The sequence below is a fragment of the Marinobacter sp. L-80 genome (assembly GCF_056859395.1).
Map to the genome: position 1 here is coordinate 41,949 of NZ_JBSXOI010000068.1, position 24,605 is coordinate 66,553.

The 24,605-nt window shown below is 57.7% G+C and carries 19 protein-coding genes and 2 tRNA genes; 12 read left to right on the forward strand and 9 right to left on the reverse strand.

Annotated elements, in window-relative coordinates:
* Positions 1 to 89 precede the first annotated feature (89 nt).
* The 3 genes from AC13E3_RS12560 to AC13E3_RS12570 all read left to right on the forward strand — a co-directional run bounded on the left by AC13E3_RS12560 (position 90) and on the right by AC13E3_RS12570 (position 2,776).
* Positions 90 to 635, forward strand: coding sequence for a hypothetical protein (locus AC13E3_RS12560; RefSeq protein ID WP_008172020.1), 546 nt, complete (start codon positions 90 to 92; stop codon positions 633 to 635).
* Positions 635 to 1,822, forward strand: a complete 1,188-nt coding sequence (locus tag AC13E3_RS12565) for an iron-containing alcohol dehydrogenase (protein ID WP_014576813.1) — start codon at positions 635 to 637, stop codon at positions 1,820 to 1,822. The genes AC13E3_RS12560 and AC13E3_RS12565 overlap by 1 nt, the downstream gene beginning before the upstream one ends.
* 171 nt (positions 1,823 to 1,993) lie before the next feature.
* A complete protein-coding gene (locus AC13E3_RS12570) occupies positions 1,994 to 2,776 on the forward strand; it encodes a substrate-binding periplasmic protein (protein WP_482902075.1) in 783 nt (260 codons plus the stop codon).
* 12 nt (positions 2,777 to 2,788) lie between these two features.
* On the opposite strand, the gene AC13E3_RS12575 is transcribed toward AC13E3_RS12570, so the two are convergent.
* On the reverse strand, positions 2,789 to 5,275 hold the full coding sequence (locus tag AC13E3_RS12575; RefSeq protein ID WP_053114962.1) for an ABC transporter permease: 2,487 nt from the start codon (positions 5,273 to 5,275) through the stop codon (positions 2,789 to 2,791).
* On the reverse strand, positions 5,275 to 5,994 hold the full coding sequence (locus AC13E3_RS12580) for an ABC transporter ATP-binding protein (protein ID WP_482902081.1): 720 nt from the start codon (positions 5,992 to 5,994) through the stop codon (positions 5,275 to 5,277). The genes AC13E3_RS12575 and AC13E3_RS12580 overlap by 1 nt, the downstream gene beginning before the upstream one ends.
* A 62-nt stretch (positions 5,995 to 6,056) precedes the next feature.
* On the opposite strand from AC13E3_RS12580, the gene AC13E3_RS12585 reads away from it, so the two are divergent.
* Positions 6,057 to 6,686 (forward strand): arylesterase, encoded by a 630-nt coding sequence (locus tag AC13E3_RS12585; RefSeq protein ID WP_482902076.1) that lies wholly within the window; start codon positions 6,057 to 6,059, stop codon positions 6,684 to 6,686.
* Between the two features lie 7 nt (positions 6,687 to 6,693).
* Here the strand turns inward: AC13E3_RS12585 and AC13E3_RS12590 are convergent, their stop codons facing one another.
* Positions 6,694 to 7,542, reverse strand: a complete 849-nt coding sequence (locus tag AC13E3_RS12590; protein WP_482902077.1) for a YheT family hydrolase — start codon at positions 7,540 to 7,542, stop codon at positions 6,694 to 6,696.
* Positions 7,543 to 7,731: 189 nt separating this feature from the next.
* On the opposite strand from AC13E3_RS12590, the gene AC13E3_RS12595 reads away from it, so the two are divergent.
* A tRNA-Asn gene (locus AC13E3_RS12595) sits at positions 7,732 to 7,807 on the forward strand.
* Between the two features lie 56 nt (positions 7,808 to 7,863).
* On the opposite strand, the gene AC13E3_RS12600 is transcribed toward AC13E3_RS12595, so the two are convergent.
* On the reverse strand, positions 7,864 to 9,153 hold the full coding sequence (locus tag AC13E3_RS12600) for a M18 family aminopeptidase (RefSeq protein ID WP_008172033.1): 1,290 nt from the start codon (positions 9,151 to 9,153) through the stop codon (positions 7,864 to 7,866).
* 121 nt (positions 9,154 to 9,274) lie between these two features.
* Here AC13E3_RS12600 and AC13E3_RS12605 point away from each other — a divergent pair, with 121 nt between their 5' ends.
* Positions 9,275 to 9,760 (forward strand): hypothetical protein, encoded by a 486-nt coding sequence (locus AC13E3_RS12605; protein ID WP_008172035.1) that lies wholly within the window; start codon positions 9,275 to 9,277, stop codon positions 9,758 to 9,760.
* Positions 9,761 to 9,867: 107 nt separating this feature from the next.
* The gene (locus AC13E3_RS12610) at positions 9,868 to 10,476 is read left to right on the forward strand and encodes an outer membrane beta-barrel protein (protein WP_482902078.1); all 609 of its coding nucleotides are present in this window, start codon (positions 9,868 to 9,870) and stop codon (positions 10,474 to 10,476) included.
* Between the two features lie 148 nt (positions 10,477 to 10,624).
* Here AC13E3_RS12610 and rlmKL read toward each other — a convergent pair whose 3' ends face one another.
* On the reverse strand, positions 10,625 to 12,799 hold the full coding sequence (gene rlmKL / locus AC13E3_RS12615) for a bifunctional 23S rRNA (guanine(2069)-N(7))-methyltransferase RlmK/23S rRNA (guanine(2445)-N(2))-methyltransferase RlmL (RefSeq protein WP_053114959.1): 2,175 nt from the start codon (positions 12,797 to 12,799) through the stop codon (positions 10,625 to 10,627).
* A 319-nt stretch (positions 12,800 to 13,118) separates the two neighbouring features.
* Here rlmKL and rmf point away from each other — a divergent pair, with 319 nt between their 5' ends.
* Positions 13,119 to 13,331 (forward strand): ribosome modulation factor, encoded by a 213-nt coding sequence (gene rmf / locus AC13E3_RS12620; protein WP_008172042.1) that lies wholly within the window; start codon positions 13,119 to 13,121, stop codon positions 13,329 to 13,331.
* 136 nt (positions 13,332 to 13,467) lie between these two features.
* On the opposite strand, the gene AC13E3_RS12625 is transcribed toward rmf, so the two are convergent.
* Complete coding sequence (locus tag AC13E3_RS12625) at positions 13,468 to 14,523, reverse strand: quinone-dependent dihydroorotate dehydrogenase (RefSeq protein WP_482902079.1); 1,056 nt, start codon at positions 14,521 to 14,523, stop codon at positions 13,468 to 13,470.
* 409 nt (positions 14,524 to 14,932) lie between these two features.
* Between AC13E3_RS12625 and AC13E3_RS12630 the strand changes: the two genes are divergently transcribed.
* Positions 14,933 to 16,093: a cation diffusion facilitator family transporter gene (locus AC13E3_RS12630; protein ID WP_008172046.1), complete on the forward strand. Its 1,161-nt coding sequence runs from the start codon at positions 14,933 to 14,935 to the stop codon at positions 16,091 to 16,093.
* Positions 16,094 to 16,112: 19 nt separating this feature from the next.
* Here AC13E3_RS12630 and AC13E3_RS12635 read toward each other — a convergent pair whose 3' ends face one another.
* The gene (locus tag AC13E3_RS12635) at positions 16,113 to 17,612 is read right to left on the reverse strand and encodes a RimK family protein (RefSeq protein ID WP_405419241.1); all 1,500 of its coding nucleotides are present in this window, start codon (positions 17,610 to 17,612) and stop codon (positions 16,113 to 16,115) included.
* Between the two features lie 201 nt (positions 17,613 to 17,813).
* On the opposite strand from AC13E3_RS12635, the gene rimI reads away from it, so the two are divergent.
* Positions 17,814 to 18,932, forward strand: coding sequence for a ribosomal protein S18-alanine N-acetyltransferase (gene rimI / locus AC13E3_RS12640; protein ID WP_008172052.1), 1,119 nt, complete (start codon positions 17,814 to 17,816; stop codon positions 18,930 to 18,932).
* Here the strand turns inward: rimI and uvrB are convergent, their stop codons facing one another.
* Positions 18,933 to 20,993, reverse strand: coding sequence for an excinuclease ABC subunit UvrB (uvrB, locus tag AC13E3_RS12645; RefSeq protein WP_053114954.1), 2,061 nt, complete (start codon positions 20,991 to 20,993; stop codon positions 18,933 to 18,935).
* A 183-nt stretch (positions 20,994 to 21,176) separates the two neighbouring features.
* Between uvrB and AC13E3_RS12650 the strand changes: the two genes are divergently transcribed.
* Positions 21,177 to 22,361: a pyridoxal phosphate-dependent aminotransferase gene (locus tag AC13E3_RS12650; RefSeq protein ID WP_008172055.1), complete on the forward strand. Its 1,185-nt coding sequence runs from the start codon at positions 21,177 to 21,179 to the stop codon at positions 22,359 to 22,361.
* Between the two features lie 70 nt (positions 22,362 to 22,431).
* Positions 22,432 to 22,507: transfer RNA gene (locus AC13E3_RS12655), tRNA-Asn, on the forward strand.
* Positions 22,508 to 23,158: 651 nt separating this feature from the next.
* Here the strand turns inward: AC13E3_RS12655 and AC13E3_RS12660 are convergent.
* On the reverse strand, positions 23,159 to 24,193 hold the full coding sequence (locus AC13E3_RS12660) for an IS110 family RNA-guided transposase (protein WP_008172057.1): 1,035 nt from the start codon (positions 24,191 to 24,193) through the stop codon (positions 23,159 to 23,161).
* Positions 24,194 to 24,605 lie beyond the last annotated feature (412 nt).

Below are 24,605 nucleotides of genomic sequence, written 5' to 3' on the forward strand. Positions count from 1 at the left end.
TGACGCACATCTTCTGTCATCGCCTCCATTGACTTTTAGAGCAATAACTCTAAAAATCAGATGACATCAACAACGATTGGATGACGGACATGCTAGCGAAACGTATCCAGCCCATGGTCTTCCAGGCGCGCCGACTGTACGTGGAACTGATGTTCCAGGTGATGGGGCGAGCCCTGCAGGCTGTGAGCGAGGTGGACGAGAAGGTTCAGAACGAAGCCCGGGCACTGCCTGACGGTTTCCTGTTTGAGATGATGGTGATGCCGGATGGCTCAAAGCTGATCGTCGAGCATACCGGTCAGGGGCGTTTCCGTTACCACGGTGACAAGGCCCCACGGCCGATCGACCTGTCGATTCAGTTCAAGCACATCGCCCACGCTTTCCTGGTGCTGTCTTTCCAGGAAAAAACATCAGTGGCTTTCGCCAATGACCGCATGCTGGTGGATGGCGACATCAGCTATGCCGTGCGGATGACGCGGGTACTGAACCGGCTTGAATCCTTCATCCTGCCGAAAATGGTCGCCGAGCGCGCCGTGAAGGAATACCCGGCCGACCTCCACCTGCCGGAAAAGCTGATCAGCGCCGCGCGCATTTACCTGAAAGTTGCCACCAATTTCGTTGAGACAGTGAGAGCGTGATGACCAATAAATACTATGAGTTCTTCTGCCCGGTAAAAGTCATTGCCGGCAAGGCCGCCCTTGAACACATCCCTTACGAGCTGACTGGAATGGCTGCCAAGCGGCCAATGATCGTAACCGACAAGGGCGTGCGGGCTGCGGGCCTTCTGGAACCCGTGATCGCAGCTTGCGAGGAAAGCGGGCTGGAAATAACCACCATCTATGATGACGTTCCGCCTGACTCCTCGACCACGGTGGTACGCGATATCGCCGGCATCTATCGTCAGGAAAAGTGCGACTCCATCATCGCCGTGGGCGGCGGTTCGGCGATCGATACCGGCAAGGCCGTCAACATTCTGGTTTCCGAGGGTGGTGACGATATCGCCAAGTACAGCGGTGCCGGTGTGCTCAAGCATCCGCTCAAGCCCTTCTTCGTGGTGCCGACAACAGCCGGGACCGGTTCGGAAGTTACGTCGGTTGCGGTCATCACCGATGAAGCCAAGGGCGTCAAGCTGCCCTTCACGTCGTCGTTCCTGCTGCCAAACGCGGCCATCATTGACCCGCGCATGACCCTCACCCTGCCGCCGCACATTACTGCCGCGACAGCCATGGACGCCATGACCCACGCAACCGAAGCGTTCACCTGCATGGCGAAAAACCCATTGAGTGACGCCTACGCGACCGCGGCCATCAAGAAAATCAGCCAGTCGCTCCTTCAGGTCATGGACAACCCGAAAGACAGCGACGGACGACTGGAGCTGGCGCAAGCCTCGACCATGGCCGGCATCGCCTTCTCCAACTCCATGGTGGGTCTGGTGCATGCCCTGGGGCACGCCACCGGCGCCGTCTGCCACCTGCCCCACGGCCTTTGCATGAGTCTTTACCTGCCCTACGCCCTGGAGTACAACCTTGAAACCATCCGGGAACCCCTGGGTGAACTTTTGTTGTACCTCGAGGGCCCCGAAGTCTTTGCAGCAACACCGGCAAGCCGCCGGGCAGAGGCCAGTATTTCCGCGATCCGGAAGTTGCGGGATGCTTTGTACAAGCGCTGCCAGCTGCCTCGGACACTCAAGGAAACCGGTAAGGTGACCGAGGCACAGCTGGACCATATCGCTGAGATGGCATTGGATGATGGTTCCATCATGTTTAATCCGAAGGAAGTAACGCTGGAGGATGCCCGCTCGGTTCTGCGCCGCGCCTGGGCGTGACTGTTTCTTCGCCGGGGACCCTGCCTGGGCCCCGGCGTTCGCCTTGTGTGAAGATAGACTTCACATCATTGAAATTGATCAAGCAAGAGAGGAGAATTAGCCAATTCTGGCAGGGATGATAGCCGGGTTCATTATCCACCTACAGTACTGTTCCGTAGAGAGCCCCACCGCATGCAAAACCGATATCCCCGCCCTGTTAATGCCACTCTTGGTGTCCTTGTTCTTGTACTGACTGCACTTTCTCCGCCAGTTTTTGCCTCACAAGATACCTCTGGCGAACAAAAGGTTTTTCGTTTCAATATTTCGCCCAATGGTTACCCACCCTATCTCATCGGTGACCAGAGCCAACCATCAGGAATCATGTGGGATGTGGTGTCCGAGGTAGCCCAGAGGCTCGGATACCGGGTAATCGCTGAGCAAATCCCCCGTAAACGTGTAGATCAGATGCTGCTTGATGGATACATCGATGCCACACCAAGGGCTCGGGAGTGGGCGGACGACCCGGAGAAATTCCTGTTTACCGATGCGGTAGTCGACATCGAGGAAGTGTTTTTTGTACCAGCACAATCCAGCTTTTACTACGAGAGCCCGGACGATCTGATCTCCAAAACCATTGTCACCCATCTCGGCTACCGATATCCGCTGCTTGAGCCCTACTTCGAGGAAGGTCGGATTCGCCGCTTTGATGTTTCCAGAGACAAGGACATGTTCACCCTCGTGCTGCACGGTGACCGCTTCGACGCCGCCGTCGCCGACCGGCTCGTCGGAAAGTGGATTCTCAGAAACGAGGGGCTGCGGCAGCATTTCGACATCAGCAACGAAAGCATCAGCAATTACGGGTTCCGGCTAATGCTGCGGAAAGACTGGCAGTCCTTTGCCAGCCAGTTCAACGAAGAACTGGCGAAGATGAAGGCGAATGGCGAGCTGGATGCGATTCTCGCCAACTACCGCTGAAGCCGCCCGGCGCTACTCGAGGCGTCGCAACAACAGCATCGGCGATACACTCAACACCGGCCGTAGCTGCCAGCGGCCGAACAGGGCAAGAACAACGGCGCTGACGATTGGAATCGGCAACACCACGTGCCAGTGCCACTGGAACGTGCCCTCGAACATCCTGAACTGAAGCGCCCAGACTGCCGCCTCGGCGGCGACCACTCCAAGCACACCTGCGAAACCACCCAGCAACGCAAATTCGAGCATGGTACTGCGAACCAGCAACCTCTGGCGTCCGCCCAGGGTTCGCAGCAGCGCACCTTCCCGCTGTCGATCCTGAAGCGTCGCACTGACGACTGCAGCCATCACCACCAGCGCGGCGGCAAGGATCAACGCCAGAATGGCTTCAATCGCCTGGGTGACCTGACGGACAATCTCCTGGATCCGCTCAATCACATGATCAATTTCCAGAACGGAAACCGTCGGGAACTGCCGGGAAAATTCGTTCAGGGCATCTTTCTTGTCCTTGGGCAGGTAAAAACTGGTAATCCAGGTCGCGGGCATCTCGGTGAGCCCGCCCTCCGGCGGGAACGCCATGTAGAAATTGGGCTTCATGCTGTCCCACTGGACCGTCCGAATACTGGTGACGGCTTCTGTCACCTTTTCCGAGCCAATGGTGAACGTCAGTTCGTCGCCCAGTGACAGTCCCAGCTTTCCGGCCAGCTCCGCTTCCACCGAGACACCTTCCTTCTGGTTTTCACCAAACCAGGCGCCCTCGACTATCTCGTTGTCGTCCGGCAAGGCCGACATCCAGGTCAGGTTCAGTTCACGGTTGAGAGCATTAACATTCTCATCCTTGCTGACCGTTTCCTTGACTGGCTGACCATTGAGTTCGGTCAAGCGTCCTCGAACCATCGGGTAAAGTTTGTCCAGTGGCTGGCCACGCTCCTGCCAGAACGAATCGACGTCCTCGACCGCTTCCGGTGCAATATTGATCAGGAAATGATTGGGCGCGTCATCCGGCAACTGGGCCTGCCAGTCTGTCAACAAAGAGGTACGCACCAATATCAGCGTGGCCGCCAGCATCAACGTCATCGCAAATACGGCAATCTGGGAAAGACTGGCCCGGCGATGCCGGTACAGCCCCACCAGGGCCAAACGCCAGGCGTTACCACCGCCGCGAACCTTGCGCAGTGTTGCAACCAACAGCCAACCCACCAGGCCAAGTGCCCCGAGCAGCAACGCAAGCCCCCCCAGAAGGGAAACCACCAGGGCAAGTTCGCCCGCATACATCCACACAAGCCCGAAAACCGCCACAATGGCAATTATCATATCCGGCAGGGCCTCGCGCCCGGTTTCACCGGGCTGGCTGCGCAGTACACGCATCGCCGGAACATTGCGAAGCCTGCGAACGGGAGGATAGGCAAACGCAAACAGAGAGACCAGTGCCGTCAGCAAGGCGGGCACCAATGCAGACGGATCGAGCTGAAATTCCACCGGGCGCTCAAGCACCTGGCTCAGCATGTGAATCAGCAACCAGTACAGCGGCATCGCGACCAGCAGTCCGCCCACGATCCCGGTGACACCCCAGAGCGCGAGGCGCTTGAGGTACAGACCGCCAATACCCGCACCGCTGAGCCCCAGCGTTTTCAGAAGTGCCACGGTATCGCGCTGGGAAAGGGCATACTGACGACTCGCCACAGCCACGGCCACGGCGGCAAGCAGGACTGCAAGACTGCCACCCAACAGCAGGAATCGCTCGGCTCGCTCGAGTGAGCGCGAGAAGGTCTCGCCATCCCGGACACCCGCCCATTCATGACTGGGTTCGAGTCTGGGTTCCAACCATTGGTAGTACGATTCCAGCGCAGCTTCATCACCGGCAAACAGGTAGACGTATTCAACCCGGCTGCCCTCCTGGATGACCCCGGTGGCGGCCACATCATCCACATGCATCATCACGCGGGGGGCCAGTGCCGACAGCCGGAAACCGCCGTCCGGCTCCCGGATGAGCAGGCCGGACACGGTAAGATTCAGATTACCAACTTCAAGCGACTCGCCGACTTCGAGATCCAGCAGCCTGAGCAAGCGCGGGTTGATCCAGACCTCTCCTGGCCCGGGCCCCTGATTTACCAGCTCCCGGGTACCTGTCGGGTTCCGCTGGATTTCGATATCGCCACGAAGCGGATATTCATTGCTCACGGCCTTGACTGACACCAGCTGGAAATTCTCGTCACCGAACACCATGGTGGAGAATTCCACCATTCGACCGGTTTTCAGGCCCTGATCGGCGGCTTCCTGAAGCCAGGCGTCCGGAATCGGTCGGCCATTCTCTGCCTCAAGCTGGCGATCCGCTGCCAGGAACGAGCTGGCTGAAGAAACCAGGGTGCGTTGAAGCTGACTGGCAAACAGGGCAATGGTGGCGACAGTGGCAACGGCGATGATGAGAGCGGCCAGAACGACGCGAACATCCCGTTCCCGCCAGTCCCGGCGAACCGACATGAGTTTTTTTGCAGCAGCCATCAGCGCGCCATCTCCTGGGCTGCTTCCGGTTCGCTCAGAACGCCGGCTTCAATATGGAACTGCCGATTGCAGCGAGCCGCCAGGTGTTCATCGTGGGTTACCATCACCAGCGTTGTGCCCTGCTCCCGGTTCAACGCCATCAAGAGATCAGACACTGCCTGACCGGTGCGGTTATCCAGGTTACCCGTCGGCTCGTCAGCGAACAGGATCAGCGGCTCAGACGCAAATGCCCGCGCGATGGCAACCCGCTGCTGCTCACCACCGGAGAGCTGTCTGGGTGTGTGGGTCAGCCGTTCGCCAAGCCCAACCCGTTCCAGTAGCTCACGGGCCCTCTTCTCCGGCGACGCCATGCCGGCAAGTTCCAGCGGCAACATAACGTTCTCGAGCGCGGTTAGCGCCGGCAAAAGCTGGAAAGACTGGAATACAAAACCAACCCGGTGTGCGCGGAGTTTTGCCCGCTCATCCTCGCTGAGCTTGCTGATCACCGAGCCGTCCAGCTCCACCGTCCCCTCGTTGGGCGTATCAAGACCCGCCAGCAAACCCAACAGGGTGGTTTTACCAGAACCGGAGCGCCCGACAATGGCTACGGATTCTCCCCGATTGATTTCGAGAGTGACCCCTTGCAAGATCGTGAGCGTATCGGTTTCAACACTGACGCGGTGGGTCAGGTTATCTACCCGTAACATTGGGCTCTGGCTATCCGGGTTAACATTGGTCATCTGATTCACGGAATCTCCCGATCCTGGGTCTCGAAAACGGCTTAAAGGTGTATTGGTTGTCTATGCATACGGCATTGGTGTACGTCAGATCAATTCTTTTTCTCGTGTTTGCCGTGCTGGCGCTGCCGGCAGTGGCCAGTCAAAACACGCTGCTCATCGTAGGTGACAGCCTCAGTGCGGCCTATGGAGTGCCCTCCGAAACTGCCTGGGTGCAGTTGCTGAGAAACCGGCTCGAGAGCAAAGGGTTGAGCGACTGGGATGTGGTCAATGCCAGCATCAGCGGAGAAACCACGGATGGCGGTGCCCGCCGGCTGCCTGATCTCCTTGAGGAGAACGAGCCCGACGTCGTGGTCATTGAATTGGGTGGCAATGATGGCCTTCGCGGCTTTCCCCCCAACGTAATCGAATCCAATCTCGCCTCCATGATCGAAAAGGTGCAGACCTCGGGTGCTCGCGCCGTACTGGTGGGCATGCAGATACCGCCCAACTACGGACAGCGCTACACAGAGATGTTTGCCGAAATCTATCCGAAGCTGTCTGACCGATACGACACCGCGTTGGTTCCCTTTTTCCTCGACGGCATCTACAACCAGGCCGGGTTGATGCAGGACGACGGGATTCACCCGACCGAGGAAGCCCAGGGCAAACTGCTGGAGAATGTCTGGCCGGTGCTCAAACCGATCCTGCAATAAAGATGGTTCAGGTCAATCCCTGGAGGAATGCCAGCGCACGGCGCTCTGACCAATAAAAGCCATCTTTCGAATGCTCGACAAACCCGACGTGGCCGCCCCAACGAGGAGCTTCGAGGCGCACATGAGCGCCCAGCTCCCGCCGGGATTCCGGGAAACAGCGCGCCGAGAGAAACGGATCGTCGGCGGCGTTCACCATCAGCGCCGGCACGCGGATATCTCGCATGCGCCCCAATGCTGAACACTGGGCCCAGTAATCCCGGGCATTGCGGAAACCGTGCAGAGGCGCGGTGTAGCGGTCATCAAACTCATGAAAGCTGCGAATGGCATCAAACCCCGAAATATCAATCAGGTCCGGAAACCTCTCCGCCTTTTCCTCCATTTTTACCTTCAGATCCCGGAGAAAGCGCTGCATGTAGATCTTTCGGCTGGGCAACGCCAGCATATCTGCGCTGCCGGCCAGGTCGCAGGGAACCGAATAGGCAACGGCTCCGCAGATCCGGCTATCAACACGCTCGCCCTGTTCGCCCAGATAAAGCAGCGTCAGATTGCCCCCCATGCTGAACCCGGAAAGAAACAGGGTGTCGTAAGCACCTGACAAACCGTGGTTGACCACCAGGCCGAGATCCTCGGTGGCGCCGCTGTGATAGAACCGCGGTTGCCGATTCATAACCCCGCCACAAGAGCGGAAGTTCCAGTCAAGAACATCCCAGCCTTCCCGAAGCAGGGCGCGAGTTAAACCGAGCACGTAGGGCCGCCTGCTGTGACCTTCCAGACCGTGAGACACGATGGCCAGGCGATCGCTACCCTGCCGGTACCAGTCCAGGTGCAGTTCGTCGTCATCCAGTGTGGCGATCACTTCCGGCTCCGGTTCTACCATCGGGACTTTGCGAAACAGTGTGGGCCAGACAGACTGAACGTGGCCATTGCGCAACCACGGCGGGGGCCGGTAGTGAAGAGTCCTGCTTTCGTACAATTTTTAGCCTTTCATATCAGGGGGTTGACCCCGTAAACCAAAGCGCTTAATATGCGCGCCACTTGATGCTGTTCCCCGATAGCTCAGTTGGTAGAGCAACGGACTGTTAATCCGTTTGTCGCTGGTTCGAGCCCAGCTCGGGGAGCCACTTATTCCGAAATGCCGCTGATTCTTCTGAACCAGCGGCATTTTTCGTTTACGGCCTCAGAAAATCTGCTCGCGCTGCATGAATTCGGTCAGCACGCGGAACAACGTGAACCCATCCTCGGTGCCAATCAGCTCCCGAATGGAATGCATACCGAACTGGGGCACGCCAATATCCAGCGTGGTTACACCCAGGTTCCCCGCCGTCAGGGGCCCAATGGTGCTGCCACAGCCCATATCGCTCCGAACCACAAAGGTCTGGTGAGGCAACCCCAGCTCGTCACTGATGTGCCGGTAAACTGCTGCCGATCGACTGTTGGTGGCGTACCGCTGGTTATGGTTGACCTTGATCACCGGCCCCTGATTGAGAATCGGGCCATGATTCTCATCATGTTTATCCATGTAATTCGGATGAATGCCATGGGCATTGTCCGCCGACACCATCATTGAGTTGGCAATAGCACGAGCCTTGCCAGCGCCGACCCAGCGGTCCAGAACCGCTGTCAGGAACGGCCCTTGTGCACCTTCGGCAGACATACTGCCAACTTCCTCGTGATCGTTGCAGACCAGCAACGCGGCTTCGTCCCCGGAGGTTTTCAGCAGCGACTGGAGGCCAATATAACAACTCAGAAGGTTGTCCAGGCGAGCCGAGGCGATGAAATCATCACGCAATCCGACAAACGAGGCTTCACGGGCATCGTAGAAACTGAGCTCGTACCCCAGGACCTTGCGGACAGTGAGCCCGGTCTCCGACTTGACCTGCTGGGACAGCAGATCCACGAAGCTGGTGGTATCGCTCTCAGGAACCTGCATCAGAACCGGTGGCAGATCGGTCTGTGGGTTAACCGTGCGATTGCTGTTGGCTTCTCTATCAAGATGGATTGCCAGGCTCGGAATGAATGCCACAGGCTTACGGAAATCCACCAGGGTGTCCCGTACCTTGCCGTCTTCATCCAGCACCGTCACCCGACCGGCCAGGGAAAGATCCCGGTCAAACCAGGGATTCAGCAGCACACCACCGTACACTTCGACACCCAACTGGAAGAAGCCCTTGCGGCGGAGCTCAGGGTTCGGCTTGACCTTCAGGCAGGGGCTGTCGGTATGAGCACCCACCATGCGGATTCCCGAGGTGGTGACATCTTTGTTGCCAGCTCGGAAGGCGACAATTGAGGAGCCGTTACGGACAACGTAATAGCCCTGGTTGCTCACCAGCGACCAGTCTTCCCGCTCATCCAGCTCCTGAAACCCGGCCGCACTCAGCCGTTGTTTCATGGTGTCGACCGCATGCCAGGGTGTGGGGGAAGTGTTCAGAAACTTCAATAAATCTTTGTTAAATTCAGCGTGTTCCATGATGTCCCTGATTAAAAGATAATTGCGCCAACAGTATGGCATGAAGCCGTAAAGCCTCACACTGCGTCAACGGACATTCCCTATAACCGGGTCACAAATCAACCATCACCGGGAGCCCAACGTGCCAGCACCGAGATTTCTCGACATTGAATACTGCCAGACCGACGATGCGCTGTTTCCCACCGCCATGGCCTGGTCGCTGGAAGACGGCCGAATGAAAACCGTGGTTATCGCCCCTTCCGACGACTGGCTCCCGGAAGATGGTGACCTGGGTGATGTCGACCTTCTCTACCTTGAAGAACAGGGCGTGCCCCTGATCGAGCTGGTCCGGGAACTGCACCAGGATCTGCCCGACCAGACCGTCTTCGTGGACGGCCTCGATCCGGACGAGATTCTGGTAGACCTCATTTTCACGGCCGTGGCACAGGAGGCCCCGTTCGAAATCGCACCCATCAGTGAGCTGATCACAGGCCTGGACAGCGAAACCCTGGAAGACCGCCGCCGCCAGCTCCTGTTCGAGGAAAGCCTGGAACCCCAGTTGCCTGAAAATGGCGTCTACGCACTGCTGCTGATGGCGCGGGAAGAGGGCCTGTTCGACGAGGATTGAGAAACAGCAGGAATTGACAGGGGGAAGTGTGACACGGGTCGACGTAACAAACGGTTACACGAGGCAGAATCAGCCCGTATTCGCCCATGTCAGGAAGCCCGATAACAATGAACAAGGTTGTGCGAACGCCCCTCGTCTGTCCGCTTGTCCCTGCCCTGCTCCTCGCATCCCAGGCCGCCCTGGCCCAGGAAACGCCAAGGGCCGACAAACACTACATCGGGCTGCTGGCAACCACCTACAACCACCGCACCATCGGTGAAAACACCAAGGAAACCGCCTGGGGCACAGGCGGAACCTTGGTGGTGGGTGGCCACATAACCGATCTGTTTCACGCCGAGCTGCGGGCCGGTGGCGGCTTCAAAGACGCCGAGGTACCGGACAGTGACCTGACGCTGAGCGTTGACTACTACGCCAGCTGGTACATGGGCCTGCACTACCCGATCACCGACGATGCAAACCTCTACGGCCAGTTCGGCTTTTCCTATATCCACGGCGAAGGCGAGATCAGCGATCCCGCAAATGATCGCAACAACCCCTACCTGGATCTCGAAGGCGAATTCCCGGACAGCGGCTTCTCCATCAGCTGGATTGCAGGGCTTGATTTCGAAGTGATGGACGATACGTTTCTGGTCTTCGAAGGCGGAAAGCTTTTCGAAGACACAGGAACGGATGTGAACACCTTCCAGTTTTCCGGCGGACTGCGCTACGAGTTCTGAGAAACAGCTGACTCAGGCGTTCGCAAAGGCGGGATTGGCTGCCTCTCATGGAATGTGTGAAGCCATGGATGGCTTCACTCAAGCGCACATGGATGTGCTCGTAGCGGTTCCATGAGAGGCAGCCAATCCTGCCGGTACTCCCGTAAATTCAGGCCTTGTGGCGAATATGCCAGCACCGGTGAATGCGGGCGTTGCGTTGAAAATCCTTGTCCAGGGTATCCCGCGTCACTTCAGCAACCTCGAACTCGCTTTCCAGTGTCTCGTCCAGCTTGAAGCGTCGGAAATTGTTGGAAAAGATCAACAACCCGTCGGAACTCAACCTTGCCATGGCCTGCCTGACCAGCGTGGGATGATCCTTCTGGATATCCAGAACGCCGGCCATACGGGCAGAGTTGGAAAAGGTCGGCGGATCCATGAAGATCAGATCAAACCGTTGGTCCGCCGTTTTCCGGTCTGCCAGCCAGGCCAGGCAGTCTGCCTGCTCTACCCGATGCTTCTTGGGGTCGGCTCCGTTCAGTGCAAGGTTCTCCTCAGCCCAGCCGACATACGTCTTTGACATATCCAGACTGAGCGAGCGGCTGGCGCCTCCAACAACAGCGTGAACAGTGGCCGCGCCGGTATAACAGAACAGGTTCAGGAATCGCTGGTTTGCCGAGTGCTGCTGAATCCAGTGCCGCACCGGTCGATGATCCAGAAACAGACCCGTGTCCAGATAATCCTTGAGGTTCACCTTCAACACGCAGCCGTGTTCGTGAACCCTGAAAAACTCGCCACTGACTGCCTGCTTCTCGTACTGATTGGTGCCGGTTTGCCGCTGGCGCTGCTTGCACACCATATCCTCCGGCTCCACTCTCAGTGCTTCGGGAATGACTGCAAGGGCCTCCGCCAGGCGTTCTCGAGCAGCACGCTCATCCACCGATTTCGGGGCCGCATACTCCTGCACGTGCACCCGCCCCTCATAGATATCGATCGCCAACGCAAACTCCGGCATATCGGCATCGTAGAGGCGGTAGCAACCAATGCCCTGCTTTCTTGCCCACTGCCCAATGGTCTTCACGTTCTTCTTGAGGCGATTGCGCAACATGGCCGCGCGTTCCTCATTGGCAATCCGAGGGGTGACCTCACCGGGAATATCCGGGGTCCTCGGTGTCATGGCGCTCACTTCATTTATCTCGAACAGCAGCAACTGGGCGGGCAGCTTGCCGTTGAAAAGCCGGTATTGCTTGTAACTTCTCAATCCGATGGACTTGCCGAATTCCGGGGCTCCGGTAAATACACCGAGGCGCCAGCCTGGAACGCAGCGTTTAACCGCGTCGCCCAGTGCCTGGTACAAGCCGCCCAACTCCCTGCGCTCACTCAACCGCTCACCGTACGGGGGATTGGTGAGGACCAGCCCCCGATCAGACCAGTCGCCTTCCAGTTCCAGGGCATCGACTGCGCGAGCCTCAACGTGCACAACATTCTCCAGACCTGCCCTCTGGATGTTTTTCCAGGCGGTCCCGATGACCCGGCTATCCTGGTCAAAGCCCGCCATTCTCGGGATCCGCCCTTGCTTGCCCTCGTGGGCGCGACGCTCCGCCTCCTGGCGCAGCGATAACCAGAGCTCCGGCTGATGGCCCGGCCACTTCTCGAAACCGAACCGTTCCTGCTTGCGGCCGGGCGCCATATCCAGCGCCATCATGGCAGCTTCAACCACAAGGGTGCCTGAACCGCACATCGGGTCCACGAAATCGCCGCCGGCGGCGGCAATCTCCGGCCAGCCCGCTCGCATCAGCAATGCCGCGGCCAGGTTTTCCTTCAGGGGTGCCAGGCCCTGATCCGTACGATAGCCGCGCATGTGCAGACTGTGCCCGCTCAGATCAATGCCCAGGGACAAGCGGCCACGATTGAGTCGCGCGGAGACAATGACATCCGGGTTCTTGGCATCCACTGAAGGCCGCGGTCCGCCATTGGCCTGAAACCGGTCCACAATGCCGTCCTTGACCCTTTGAGCGCCATATTGCGTATTGCGGATGGCCTCGTTCTGACCGAGGAACGTAACGCGGAAACTGCCATGCACAGGAATGTGCTGCTGCCAGTCCATGTGAACAACGCCATCATAGAGCTGATCGCCGCTGTTGGCGTCCACTTCATCAATGTGAAGGATCACCCGGTTGGCGAGACGCGACCATAGACAGGCGCGATAACCACCCTCCAGAGAACCCTCCACCCAGACCCCGGCCGGGGCATTGCGTACGGTATCCAGACCAAAGGTGCTGAGCTCGTCCGCCAGTAGGTATTCCACCCCCTTCGGGCAGGTTACGAAAAATACAGATTTGGACAAGTTCAACTCCTGGTTCCTGGACGGCTTGAGGTAAGTTTCCGGAATAAAGGCTATTCCGAAAATCGCAGTAAAATTTTTAGTTCATATAACTATAAAAAAAGCGTCACATAGATGAAATAATTAGTGTACATCGGCTAAAGGTTCGACTTACCTTGTAAGTGACGCGTCGTTCCGGAAGGGTGCAAACCTTCCGTTAACAGGATCCTGACTGCTCTGGCTTGAGCTGACAATAGTGGGTTATCCCGGAGCGGATAACACTGGTCGCAGCCACTGCAGATGTGTACACGCTTGTTCTGTTAATCCATCAGTGAGGAACGGCATGAAAAGACAGAAAAGAGACATGTACGCTCGTGCATTCAAGCGGGGTTATCTCGCTGGCGTGTCCGGAAAATCCAAAGACAGCTGCCCGATTGAACAGGCGGAAGTTCGCCAGGAATGGCTGAACGGGTGGCGAGAAGGCCGCACAGATCAATGGGAGGGCATGACCGGCGTATCCGGCATCCATAAACTGGCTAACGTTACGACAGCGTGACGCCTCAACTAACCCCGATTCTTAATCTGATCTTTTTACATACAATTTGACGCAGTACTCAGAGCAACCCAAACGGGGCCTCCCGCCCCGTACCATGCGATGAAGCGCCACGGGGTTCATTCCCCGCTCGGGCCCGCTAAGCGGGCCCACCTTCGTTATGGGGCGCGGTAAAGCACTTGACCTGCCGGATAGCCTCAACAGCCTCTTTAATAAGTTCAGGCCCCCGGTAAATAAAACCGGTGTAGATCTGGACCAGCTTGGCACCGGCCCGGACTTTCTCGGCCGCACTTTCACCGTCCATAATGCCGCCGACACCAATAATCGGTAGTGATTCCCCCAGTTCCGCGTAAAGCCCCCGGATAACCCTGAGAGAAGGCTCCCGCACCGGTGCACCGCTGAGGCCACCAGCCTCGTCGGCATGGGTATGACCTGCCACGGCATCCCGACTGATCGTTGTATTGGTGGCAATCACGCCATCAAGACCCGTCTCACGCAGGGCGGATGCCACGAAGCGGATACCGTCATCGTCCATGTCCGGGGCGATCTTCACAGCCACAGGCACGTACCGACCATGCTCCTTCTCACACTGGAGCTGTTCGTCCTTGATGGCCTCCAGGAGGCCTTTCAGAGAGTCTCCAAACTGCAAATCCCGAAGACCGGGCGTGTTGGGCGAGGACACATTCACCGTAATGTAATCGGCCCGACTGTAAACCGCCGATATCCCCTTCCGGTAATCGGATTCGGACTGGTCGTTGGGCGTGTCCTTGTTCTTGCCAACATTGATTCCAAGCACGCCCTTGTAGCGGCGCTGATCCACACGGGCCAGCAAGTGGTCTAGCCCCTCGTTGTTGAAACCCATCCGGTTAATGATGGCCTGATGCTCCTGCAGCCGAAACATCCGTGGTTTGGGGTTGCCGGGCTGCGCCAGAGGCGTCACGGTACCAACTTCAATAAAACCGAAGCCCAGGGCGCCAAGCGCATCGAGGTGATCGGCGTTCTTATCCAGACCTGCGGCAAGCCCGACGGGGTTCGGAAAATCCAGCCCCATAACATTCACTGGCAATGAATCTATCTTTGGTGAAAAAGCGCTCAAAACGCCTAATCGGTGCGCAAGATCGAGACCATTCAATGCAACATTGTGAGCTTGCTCCGCTGGAAGACGGAAAAGCAGATTGCGGATAACGCCGTACATCTGAAAAAACTCCCCTGATCCAAGTGGGCGGAGTATACCGGAAGTTTTCCACAGCATCCCGGGATAGAACCAAATCAGCTGTAAATGACTGTATCATGGCACTCTCATGACCTTTTCCACGGAATCTGTGGATAAACCTGTTGAAAATCGCGGGGCAACGGTTGCCATCCCTTGATAACTGCGCCAATCTACAAATTGATTATTTTTTGACCAGTTATTTTTATGTTTATTTTCAATAGGTTATATATTTTTCTCATGGCTGTCGACAAATACTAAACAAAATGTTACCCAGTCATCGTTCTGCAATGATGTGCATAAATCACTTGAAATCCCCTCTTTTAGCCACCCCTGCCAAAGCCCGTGAGAATAACGTTATACTGGCACCTGTCTTCTGATCTGGAGTGCATCAATGCAAGAGCCGATTTCACCCGCCCAACAGCACCGGGAAAACCTCGCGGGCGAAATGAAGGCGGCCTCGCGCGTGACCATTATCGGAATGATTCTCGATGCCGTACTCGGGGTCATAAAAGTCATTGGTGGTGCTCTTTTTAACTCCCAGGCCCTGCTGGTGGATGGCATTCACTCCTTTACGGATGTTGCCTCTGATCTGGTTGTTCTTGGCGTCATGAAGGTATCCCGCCAGGAGCCGGATGACGACCATCCTTACGGCCATCAGCGAATCGAAACCTTCGGCACTCTGGTTCTGGGCAGCATCCTGATTGCCGTTGGCGCCGCCCTGGCCTGGGAAAATACCCTACGCCTGATAGAGGGTGGCGTGGATACTGTGCCTGGCTGGCCGGTTCTGGTGGCAGCTGCAGCGTCTGTTGCGGGCAAGGAATGGATTTTCCGATACACACGCCACGTCGGCCTGAAGATCCGCTCGGATCTGATTATCGCCAACGCCTGGCACAGCCGAACTGATGCGTTCTCCTCAGTCGTGGTTCTGGTGTCCACGGCCGGCGCCATGCTTGGCATGGTCTGGCTTGATGTGTTCGCGGCGGTGGTGATCGCAGGCATCATTATCCACATTGGCTGGAAGTTTACCTGGGACAGCGTCAAGGAACTCGTGGATACCGGCCTCTCCCAGGAGGACACGGAGATGCTCAAGAGTATCGCCCGGGACACGGACGGAGTGCGCAACGTGCATGAGCTTCGCAGCCGTCGTATGGGGCACGACATTCTGCTGGATATTCACCTGGTGGTTCGTCCGGAAATCAGCGTATCGGAAGGGCATCAGATCGGCATGCAGGTTGTCTCGGGAATGCGGGATGCCCTGGACAACATCCGGGACATCAACTTCCACATCGACGCCGAAAACGACGAAGATCAGCCGCTGACCTCCGAGCGCCTGCCCTCCCGTGAAGACATCCGGGCCATCCTGGCCCGACACCTGGGAGAGTTGCCGCAACACAGCCGGCTCCGGCTGCACTATCTGAAAAACAAGGTGCATCTGGAGCTGTTCCTGGACAGCCCCGAGGGTGAAACCGTCTTCTCATCCTCAAACATCAGGGAAGAGCTCGGTGATTACCCCTGGTTCGGGAGTGTCCGGGTATGGGTGGCCGGCCCCTGAAAGCCGCCGGCCATAGAACCTAGCGACGCCTGTTCTCTTCCATCCTTGAAAGAAACTCCCGCATGATCAGAGTGTAGAGCTCGCCCCCCAGGAAGCGGTCTTCCACGCCCGCATCAATGCTCGGGTTGTCGTTGACTTCGATGACGGCAACCCGGTTGCCTGACTGTTTGATATCCACACCGTACAGCCCGTTGCCGATCAGTCTGGTGGCATTCAGGGCCGCCTGAATGACATTCCTTGGCACCTCATACGTGGGCATGGTCTCAAAGCCACCGCTCTCACTCTCGGATTCGCTGTGCTGATAGATCTGCCAGTGGCCTTTCACCATCATGTACTTGCAGGCGTAGATGGCCCGCCCACCGAGCACACCAATACGCCAGTCGTAATCGGTGTAAAGGTATTCCTGAGCCAGCACCAGGGCGGACTGCTTGAACAGGTCTCTCAGCCCGGCACGGAGGGTCTTCTCGTCTTCGGCCTTGGTTACGCCGCGGGAAAACGCACCATCCGGGATCTTGATAACTACCGGAAAACCCAGCTCACTGATGACCTGCTCGACAGCGTTCTTCTGATCTTTCGACAGGATGAGTGTCTTGGGCGTGAGAACCTTGTTGTTCTTCAGGAGATCTGCAAGGAACACCTTGTTGGTGCACTTGAGGATCGACACCGGATCATCAATGACCACCATGCCCTCAGCGGCCGCCTTGCGGGCAAACCGGTAGGTGTGATGATCAATGGCAGTGGTCTCACGAATGAACAACCCATCGTATTCCGGCAGGCGCATATAATCCCGCCGGGTAATCTGCTCAACGTTGATACCCAGCTTGCGACCGGCTTTCTCGAAACGCTTCAGGGCAACCTTGTCACTCGGCGGCATCTCCTCATCGGGATTGACCAGCACCGCCAGATCATAGCGGTAACGGCGTCGGGTCCGTGGCTTACGCCAGACCATGCTGCTGAAACGATCCAGGGCCGCCGCGAACACGTCCTGCTCCTGCTCACCCAGATCCGCCGGAGCCGCCGGCTTCATGGACTCGATTTGCCACTGCTTGCGGCGCTTGAAAACAATTTCAAGAATCGGACAAGGGAACCGCTCGAACAGCGCCCGGGCGACCGGCTTCAGATCCGGGTGCTCGGCCTGGCCAAAGTAGGTCCGAATGCGCACTTCATGGGTGGCCGCGCGCTCATCACTGGCAGGGTCAATAGCGGAACCCGCCGCTTCGAGCCAGTTGATGACGCTTTCATCAAGCTCTTCCAGCTCAAGTGAAAACAGTCCTTTGCGGCCGAGATCATTGAGCGTCATCACCGAGGGTACGACATGGTGACCACGGGCCTCTGCCAGGAGTGAACAATAATACCCCTTGCTCAGGTAACGGGCGCTCTGACACAGGTTGATGACCCTCACCCGGCTGGCGGGCGGAGCTGAGAACTGGAGGTACTGATCAAACGTCAGCACGTCCTCACTGGGGTAATAAGGCGCCCAGTCTTTGGCGCGGTCCACTACGATAAGCAATCGGGACATTGAAGGCATTCCTCCCTGAAAGGTCTTGCCTGTGGTAATTGAGGCCACAATACGCCGGTCACAATCGCTGCACAATCGGCGCATAATGCGTGCTTTTACGCATCCTTGTGGTCTTTGCGTTACCCTGACTCTCACACATAATAGCGGAGTACGGGAAGCCCACCAGCATGCCCTCCTCGCGTTTTTCAAGGCCGTCTCTCAATGCCTGATTTCCAGCTCCGACAAGCCTCCAGCAAGGACCTCGACGCCCTGGTCTTGCTCGAAAACCGGTGCTTCACCGAAGACCGCCTCTCTCGGCGGAGTTTTCGTCGCTTTCTGGAAATGCCCAGAGACCGCTTGATTGTGGCCGAGGCCGATGGCGAGCTGGTGGGCTACTGCCTGGTTCTGATGAGCGCTGCCACCCGGCTCGCCCGGATCTACTCCATTGCGGTGTCGCCAGCTGTGCGTGGCCAGGGCGTGGGCGAGAAACTGGTACGGGAAGCAGAATCGGAGGCGGTGGAGGCTGGCCGTATTATCATGCGCCTGGAAGTCCGCGAGGATAACAGAGGCGCCATCAACCTCTACAAGCGCCTGGGCTATCGCCAGTTCGGCACCTACCGGGACTATTACGAAGACCACGGAGACGCCCTTCGCTTCGAGCGAAGGATTCTGTTCTACGAGCCTTCAAGAGAATTTCCGGCCGTTCCCTACTATCCGCAGACCACGGATTTCTCCTGCGGGCCGGCGGCGCTAATCATGGCGATGGCAGCTCTGGATGAACAGCAACCACTCACAACCCTGGAAGAACTCAGGCTTTGGCGAGAAGCGACCACCATATTTATGCTCGCCGGCCACGGCGGCTGCGGCCCTCATGGACTGGCGCTCGCAGCGTGGAATCGGGGTTTTGAAGCCAGCGCCTGGATCAGCATGGAAGGAGCCCTTTTCAAGGACACCGTCAGAAGCGAGGACAAGAAGCGGGTACTGGAGCTGGTACACGAGGGCTTTTTACACGACATCGGCAAGACAGGCATTCAGCTACACCATGACCCGCTGACCCTCGAAGCGATGGAAGAAGCCCTTCACGAAGGCAGAATTCCGGTCATCCTGATCAGCACCTGGCAACTGAATCGCAGCCGCGTGCCCCATTGGGTCACCGTCTGCGCGATTGACGACCAGTTCGTGTACCTGCACGACCCGGAAATCGATGCTGAACTCGGCGAAACCGTGGCCGACAAGCAGTACCTGCCGGTCGACCGCCGGGTGTTCAGCCAGATTTCACGGTACGGCAGGAACCAGCCATTGCAGGCTGCGATCATCGTAGGGCCCAAGCGACCGGCCTGATCAGCCGGTCCGCAGTGCCGCCTCTTTCAGCTCGGCGATATCATCACGCAGGCGCGCAGCCGTCTCGAAATCCAGTTCGGAAGCGGCCTTGTACATTTCATCCTCAAGCCGGGACACCTCCTTGAGGACCTCCTCCGGCGATCGATTGCCAGCCTTGGCCCGATACTGTTCCGCCTCTTCGGCTGCTTTCTGCCCCGGGCGCTCGGCCTTGCGACGGCCACGGCCGCCGCCTCCGGCACCTTCCATGATGTCGGCAATCTTCTTGTTCAGGCCCTGCGGGGTAATGCCCTGTTCCAGGTTGTGAGCTTCCTGCTTGGCCCGGCGACGCTCTGTCTCATCAATAGCCCGCTGCATGGAGCCTGTAATCCGGTCACCGTAGAGAATGGCCTTGCCGTGGACATTCCGCGCCGCACGACCCATGGTCTGGATCAGTGAGCGCTCGGAGCGCAGGAAACCTTCCTTGTCAGCATCCAAGATGGCCACCAGCGAAACCTCGGGCATGTCCAGACCTTCCCGCAGCAGGTTGATGCCCACCAGCACATCGAATTCCCCCCGCCGGAGGTCCCGGATGATCTCCACGCGCTCGACGGTGTCGATGTCCGAGTGCAGATAGCGAACCTTGATGTCGTGTTCCATCAGGAAGTCGGTGAGATCCTCGGCCATACGCTTGGTCAGCGTGGTCACCAGAACCCGTTCCTTCACCTTCACCCGCGTGTGGATTTCCGAGAGCAGATCGTCCACCTGGGTAGACGCGGGACGCACCTCGATTTCCGGGTCCAGCAGGCCGGTGGGGCGCACCACCTGTTCCACCACCTGACCCGCATGCTCGGCCTCATATGTGGACGGGGTTGCGGATACGAAGATCATCTGGGGCGCAATTCGCTCCCACTCTTCAAACTTCATGGGTCGGTTATCCAGCGCCGATGGGAGGCGGAAACCGTACTCAACAAGGGTTTCCTTCCGGGACCGGTCGCCCTTGTACATGGCGCCGATCTGGGGAATGGTCACGTGGGATTCATCCACCACCAGCAAGGCATTGGGCGGCAGGTAATCAAACAGTGTCGGCGGAGCCTCACCTGGGCGGCGACCCGAGAGATAGCGCGAGTAGTTCTCGATGCCGTTGCAATAGCCCAGTTCCAGCATCATTTCGATGTCGTACCGGGTGCGCTCTTCCAGGCGTTGTGCTTCCACCAGGCGGTTGTTGTCCCGCAGCTGCTGCAGCCGCTCATCCAGCTCAACCTTGATATGCTCGACCGCATCCAACACCGTCTGCCGGGGCGTCACATAATGCGATTTCGGGTAGATGGTGACCCGTGGCACTCGGCGCAGGACCTCACCGGTCAACGGGTCGAAATAGCTGAGATTCTCAACCTCGTCATCGAAGAGCTCGATGCGGATAGCTTCCTTCTCGGATTCCGCCGGGAATACATCGATCACATCGCCCCGAACCCGGTAATTGGCCCGGTGGAACTCGATATCGTTCCTGGTGTACTGAAGTTCGGCCAGGCGCCGGAGGATGTATCGCTGATCGATCTGATCGCCCCGGTCCAGATGCAGCATCATCTTCAGGTAAGACTGGGGGTCACCGAGGCCGTAGATAGACGACACCGTCGCCACAATAATGGCATCCGGTCTTTCCAGCAATGCCTTGGTAGCAGACAGACGCATCTGCTCAATGTGCTCGTTGATAGAGGCGTCTTTCTCGATAAACGTGTCCGACGAGGGCACGTAAGCTTCTGGCTGATAGTAGTCGTAGTAGGAAACGAAATACTCAACCGCATTGTCGGGAAAGAACTCCTTGAACTCACCATAGAGCTGGGCGGCCAGGGTCTTGTTATGGGCCATGATGATGGTGGGCCGCTGGACCTGCTGGATGACATTGGCGATGGTGAAGGTTTTACCGGAGCCGGTTACCCCCAGCAACGTCTGGTGTGCCAGACCGGATTGGATACCATCCACCAGCCCCTCGATTGCCTTGGGCTGATCGCCCGCTGGCTGGAACGGTGAATCAACCTGGAACACACCCTCTCTGGCGGAAACGTTTGCCTGATTACTGGCCATAACTGGCGGAAACCTCCGGTAAAACCGACGCAGGGGCGAAACAGCCCCTGCCATTCGAGAAATTTAGCGATACACTGGCTTCATGATACCATCAGTTCGATCGACGGCTGGGCGTAAATCAGCCAGCAGCTCTGGCACCCCGCGGTCGCAGCCCTATCAGACGCAGCTTTAAGGAGCGCAAGTTTGGACCTTCAACTTTCCAGCCGAGTACAGGCTATCAAGCCCTCTCCCACCCTCGCAGTCACCAACAAGGCCGCGGAACTCCGCGCAGCAGGCCAGGATATTATCGGCCTGGGTGCCGGCGAGCCGGACTTCGACACACCTGATCACATCAAACAGGCAGCCATTGAAGCCATCAATAACGGCCAGACAAAATACACTGCCGTGGATGGTACGCCAGCCCTGAAAAAAGCGATTATTGCGAAGTTCAAACGGGACAACGGCCTGGATTACGAAGCCAACCAGATACTGGTAAGCAGTGGTGGCAAACAGAGCTTTTTCAACCTCGCACTTGCCACACTGAACCCGGGTGACGAAGCCATCATCCCTGCTCCGTACTGGGTTTCCTACCCGGATATGGTGCTGGTGGCTGAAGGCAAACCCGTGATTATCGAAACCGGTGCTGAAACCCGCTTCAAGATCACTCCGGAGCAGCTGGAAAACGCGATTACCGAGCGTACCCGCCTGTTCGTGATCAATAGCCCCTCGAACCCGAGCGGCATGGCCTACACCCTCGAAGAGCTGCAGGCCATCGGCGAGGTGCTGAAGAAGCACCCGAACATCATGATCGCCACCGACGATATGTATGAGCCGATCCTCTGGACCGGCAAAGCGTTCTGCAACATCCTGAACGCCACGCCTGAGTTGTATGACCGCACCTTCGTCCTGAATGGCGTATCCAAGGCCTACTCCATGACTGGCTGGCGTATCGGCTACGCCGCGGGCCCGGCGAAAATCATCGGTGCAATGAAGAAGATCCAGTCCCAGAGCACCTCCAACCCGGCCTCCATCTCCCAGGCAGCGGCACAGGCTGCGCTGGATGGCGATCAGGGCTGCGTGGGCGAGATGGTCAAGGCCTTCAAGGAACGCCACGACTGGCTGGTAGAAGCACTGAACAAGCTGCCAGGCGTTGAATGCCTGAACGGCGACGGTACCTTCTATGTGTTCCCCAGCTTCCAGGGCGCCATCGATGCGGATTCCAGCGTCAGCACCGACGTTGAATTCGCCGAGAAACTGCTGACCGACGCCGGCGTGGCACTGGTCCCGGGTTCCGCCTTCGGTTGCCCTGGCCACATGCGCCTGAGCTTTGCGACCAGCATGGAAAACCTGGAAAAGGCTGTCGAACGCCTTCAGAAAGCGCTTGGCTAAAAAGTTCTGGCCAGGGGTTGACGGGGCGGTATTGCCAACTTAATATACGCGCCTCGTCACACGACGACGTTCCCCGATAGCTCAGTTGGTAGAGCAACGGACTGTTAATCCGTTTGTCGCTGGTTCGAGCCCAGCTCGGGGAGCCACTATTCTGAAAGCCCGCTAATTCTCTGAGTTAGCGGGTTTTTTATTGCCTTCTCTTTTGCATTACGTTTTTTGACCACATCTTGAGTGGTGGTGCGTGCTCCTGCCCTAGCCTGCTGCATTCGGGGCTGGCGGTGTGGGGTCGCCCTCCCAAAAAACGCTACGAGCACGTCCATGTGCGCTTGACTGTGGCCATCCATGGCCACAGACATTTTTGGGAGGGCAACCCCACACCACCGATCCAGACCCAACGATATACTCCCGACTTATTCGCTGAGTTTCCGAAAGGCACCTAAGGATATGCGGCTAGAATTTGCACCTAAATGTAGGTCGGATTGGCACAGCATAATCCGTATATGGTCTCCTCCCCGTTTGCAAGGTCTCAGCACTCAATGTCAGGGACAGGTTTGCGCCCGTATATCCGGCCTGTTTGATGAGGCGGCTTTGTCGCCTCTGGCCTTGATGGAAGATCCGCGCCTGCCGTCCTTATCGACCTAACGGCCTCTGGGGCCCTTGGATTAGTCAGGTTTTCGGCAGGCCGGTCTGACCTGTTATGCCATCGATTGCTGTGACCCTCGCAACCTGCGGGAAGGGTAACCGCTTTACTTTCCGACGTCGCGTCGGTGATTTAGCTCAGTCAATCCCTGACTTATTCATACCGCCAGCCGTTGCTCCGATGGCTGGTAGTGCTCGCCTCGGGCGATAATCACCCAGGCAATGCGAACCAACTTGTTGGCCAATGCGACGGTTGCCTTGTTGAACCCTCGCTCTGCCTTGAGTCGCTGGATCCATCGGCTGAGGCGGTCCATTTTCCCGTCCGCACGGGCAACCACCGCTCTCGCCCCGTGAACCAGTTGGGCGCGTACGTACGGGTCGCCTCGCTTGCTGATTCCCAGTAAGACGTCTTTGCCCCCGGTGCTGTTCTGACGGGGGATCAGGCCCAGCGCTGCGCCAGCGTCTCGGCCTCGCCGGAATTGGCGGCCATCACCCATCCAGCCCTTCAGCAGACTGGCGACGACTTCACCAACGCCCGGTATCGCTTGCAGGCGCCGACAGGTCTCATCCTGTCTCGATCTCTGCTTTACTTGTTGGTCGTACCAGGCCAGTTCCTGCTCTACTTCCAGAAAACGCTGATACTGGCGGTGCAACAACTGCCGGGCCCGCTCGCTCAACCCGTTGTCAGCGTCTTCCAGTGCCAGTGGCAGCTCCCGGCGCAGCGCCGCTATTCCCTGGGGCATGATCACACCGTACTCGGCCAGCAATCCTCGAAGCTGATTGCTGATTCGTACCCGATCCTTGCTCACGCCCTGGCGCAGCTTGTGCAGCATCTGATCATCCTGCTGCTCGACCTCTTTGATCGGCACCGGGCGAATTCGCCCATGTTCACTGGCCTCCGCAATGGCCTGAGCATCGTTGTAATCGTTTTTCTGACCTCGAAGATAGCCCTTCACATGTTGAGGCGGTAACAACTCAACCTGATGCCCTAACGCTCGTATCTGGCGAGCCCAATAGTGCGAGCTCCCACACGCCTCAAGAGCGACTGTGCAAGGCTCCAAACGCACCAGCTGCTCCAGCAACTGCTTGCGGCGCACTTTGCGCTTCCACCCGCTGTGACCTTTAGGGCCCAGCCCAAAAAGGACAAACGTGTTCTTTGCGAGATCAATGCCAACCGTTGTAACCTTACTCATGGTCTCCTCCCACTCGTTTCTGATAGGAAAATTCTCCTTCCCTATCCTGGCGCATTGCGACGCCGATTAGGAGGGGAGGAGACCATCTCATCGACCTAAGCCTGCATCTGTCTTTCGGGAAAATGCGGTCAACTGGAAGGTCTAAACGGGACAGCTGGCAGGGCATTCCAAAACTGTAGAGGGCCATGGACGGCCCGAAACAAGCGCACACGGACGTGCTTGTAGCGTGTTTTGGAAAGCCCTGCCAGCTGTCCCTGCCACCATTACTCAAAGGCTAGGGGTCTGCGCGGCAGAAGTATTTTGAGCAAGTGACCCCGCCGCGTCGAATCACAGTTCGGCCCGAGAACGTATCCACAATATCCAGCCGAATAGAGTCTCGATTCTCTCTATTCAGTCAGTCAAGACGGTTATC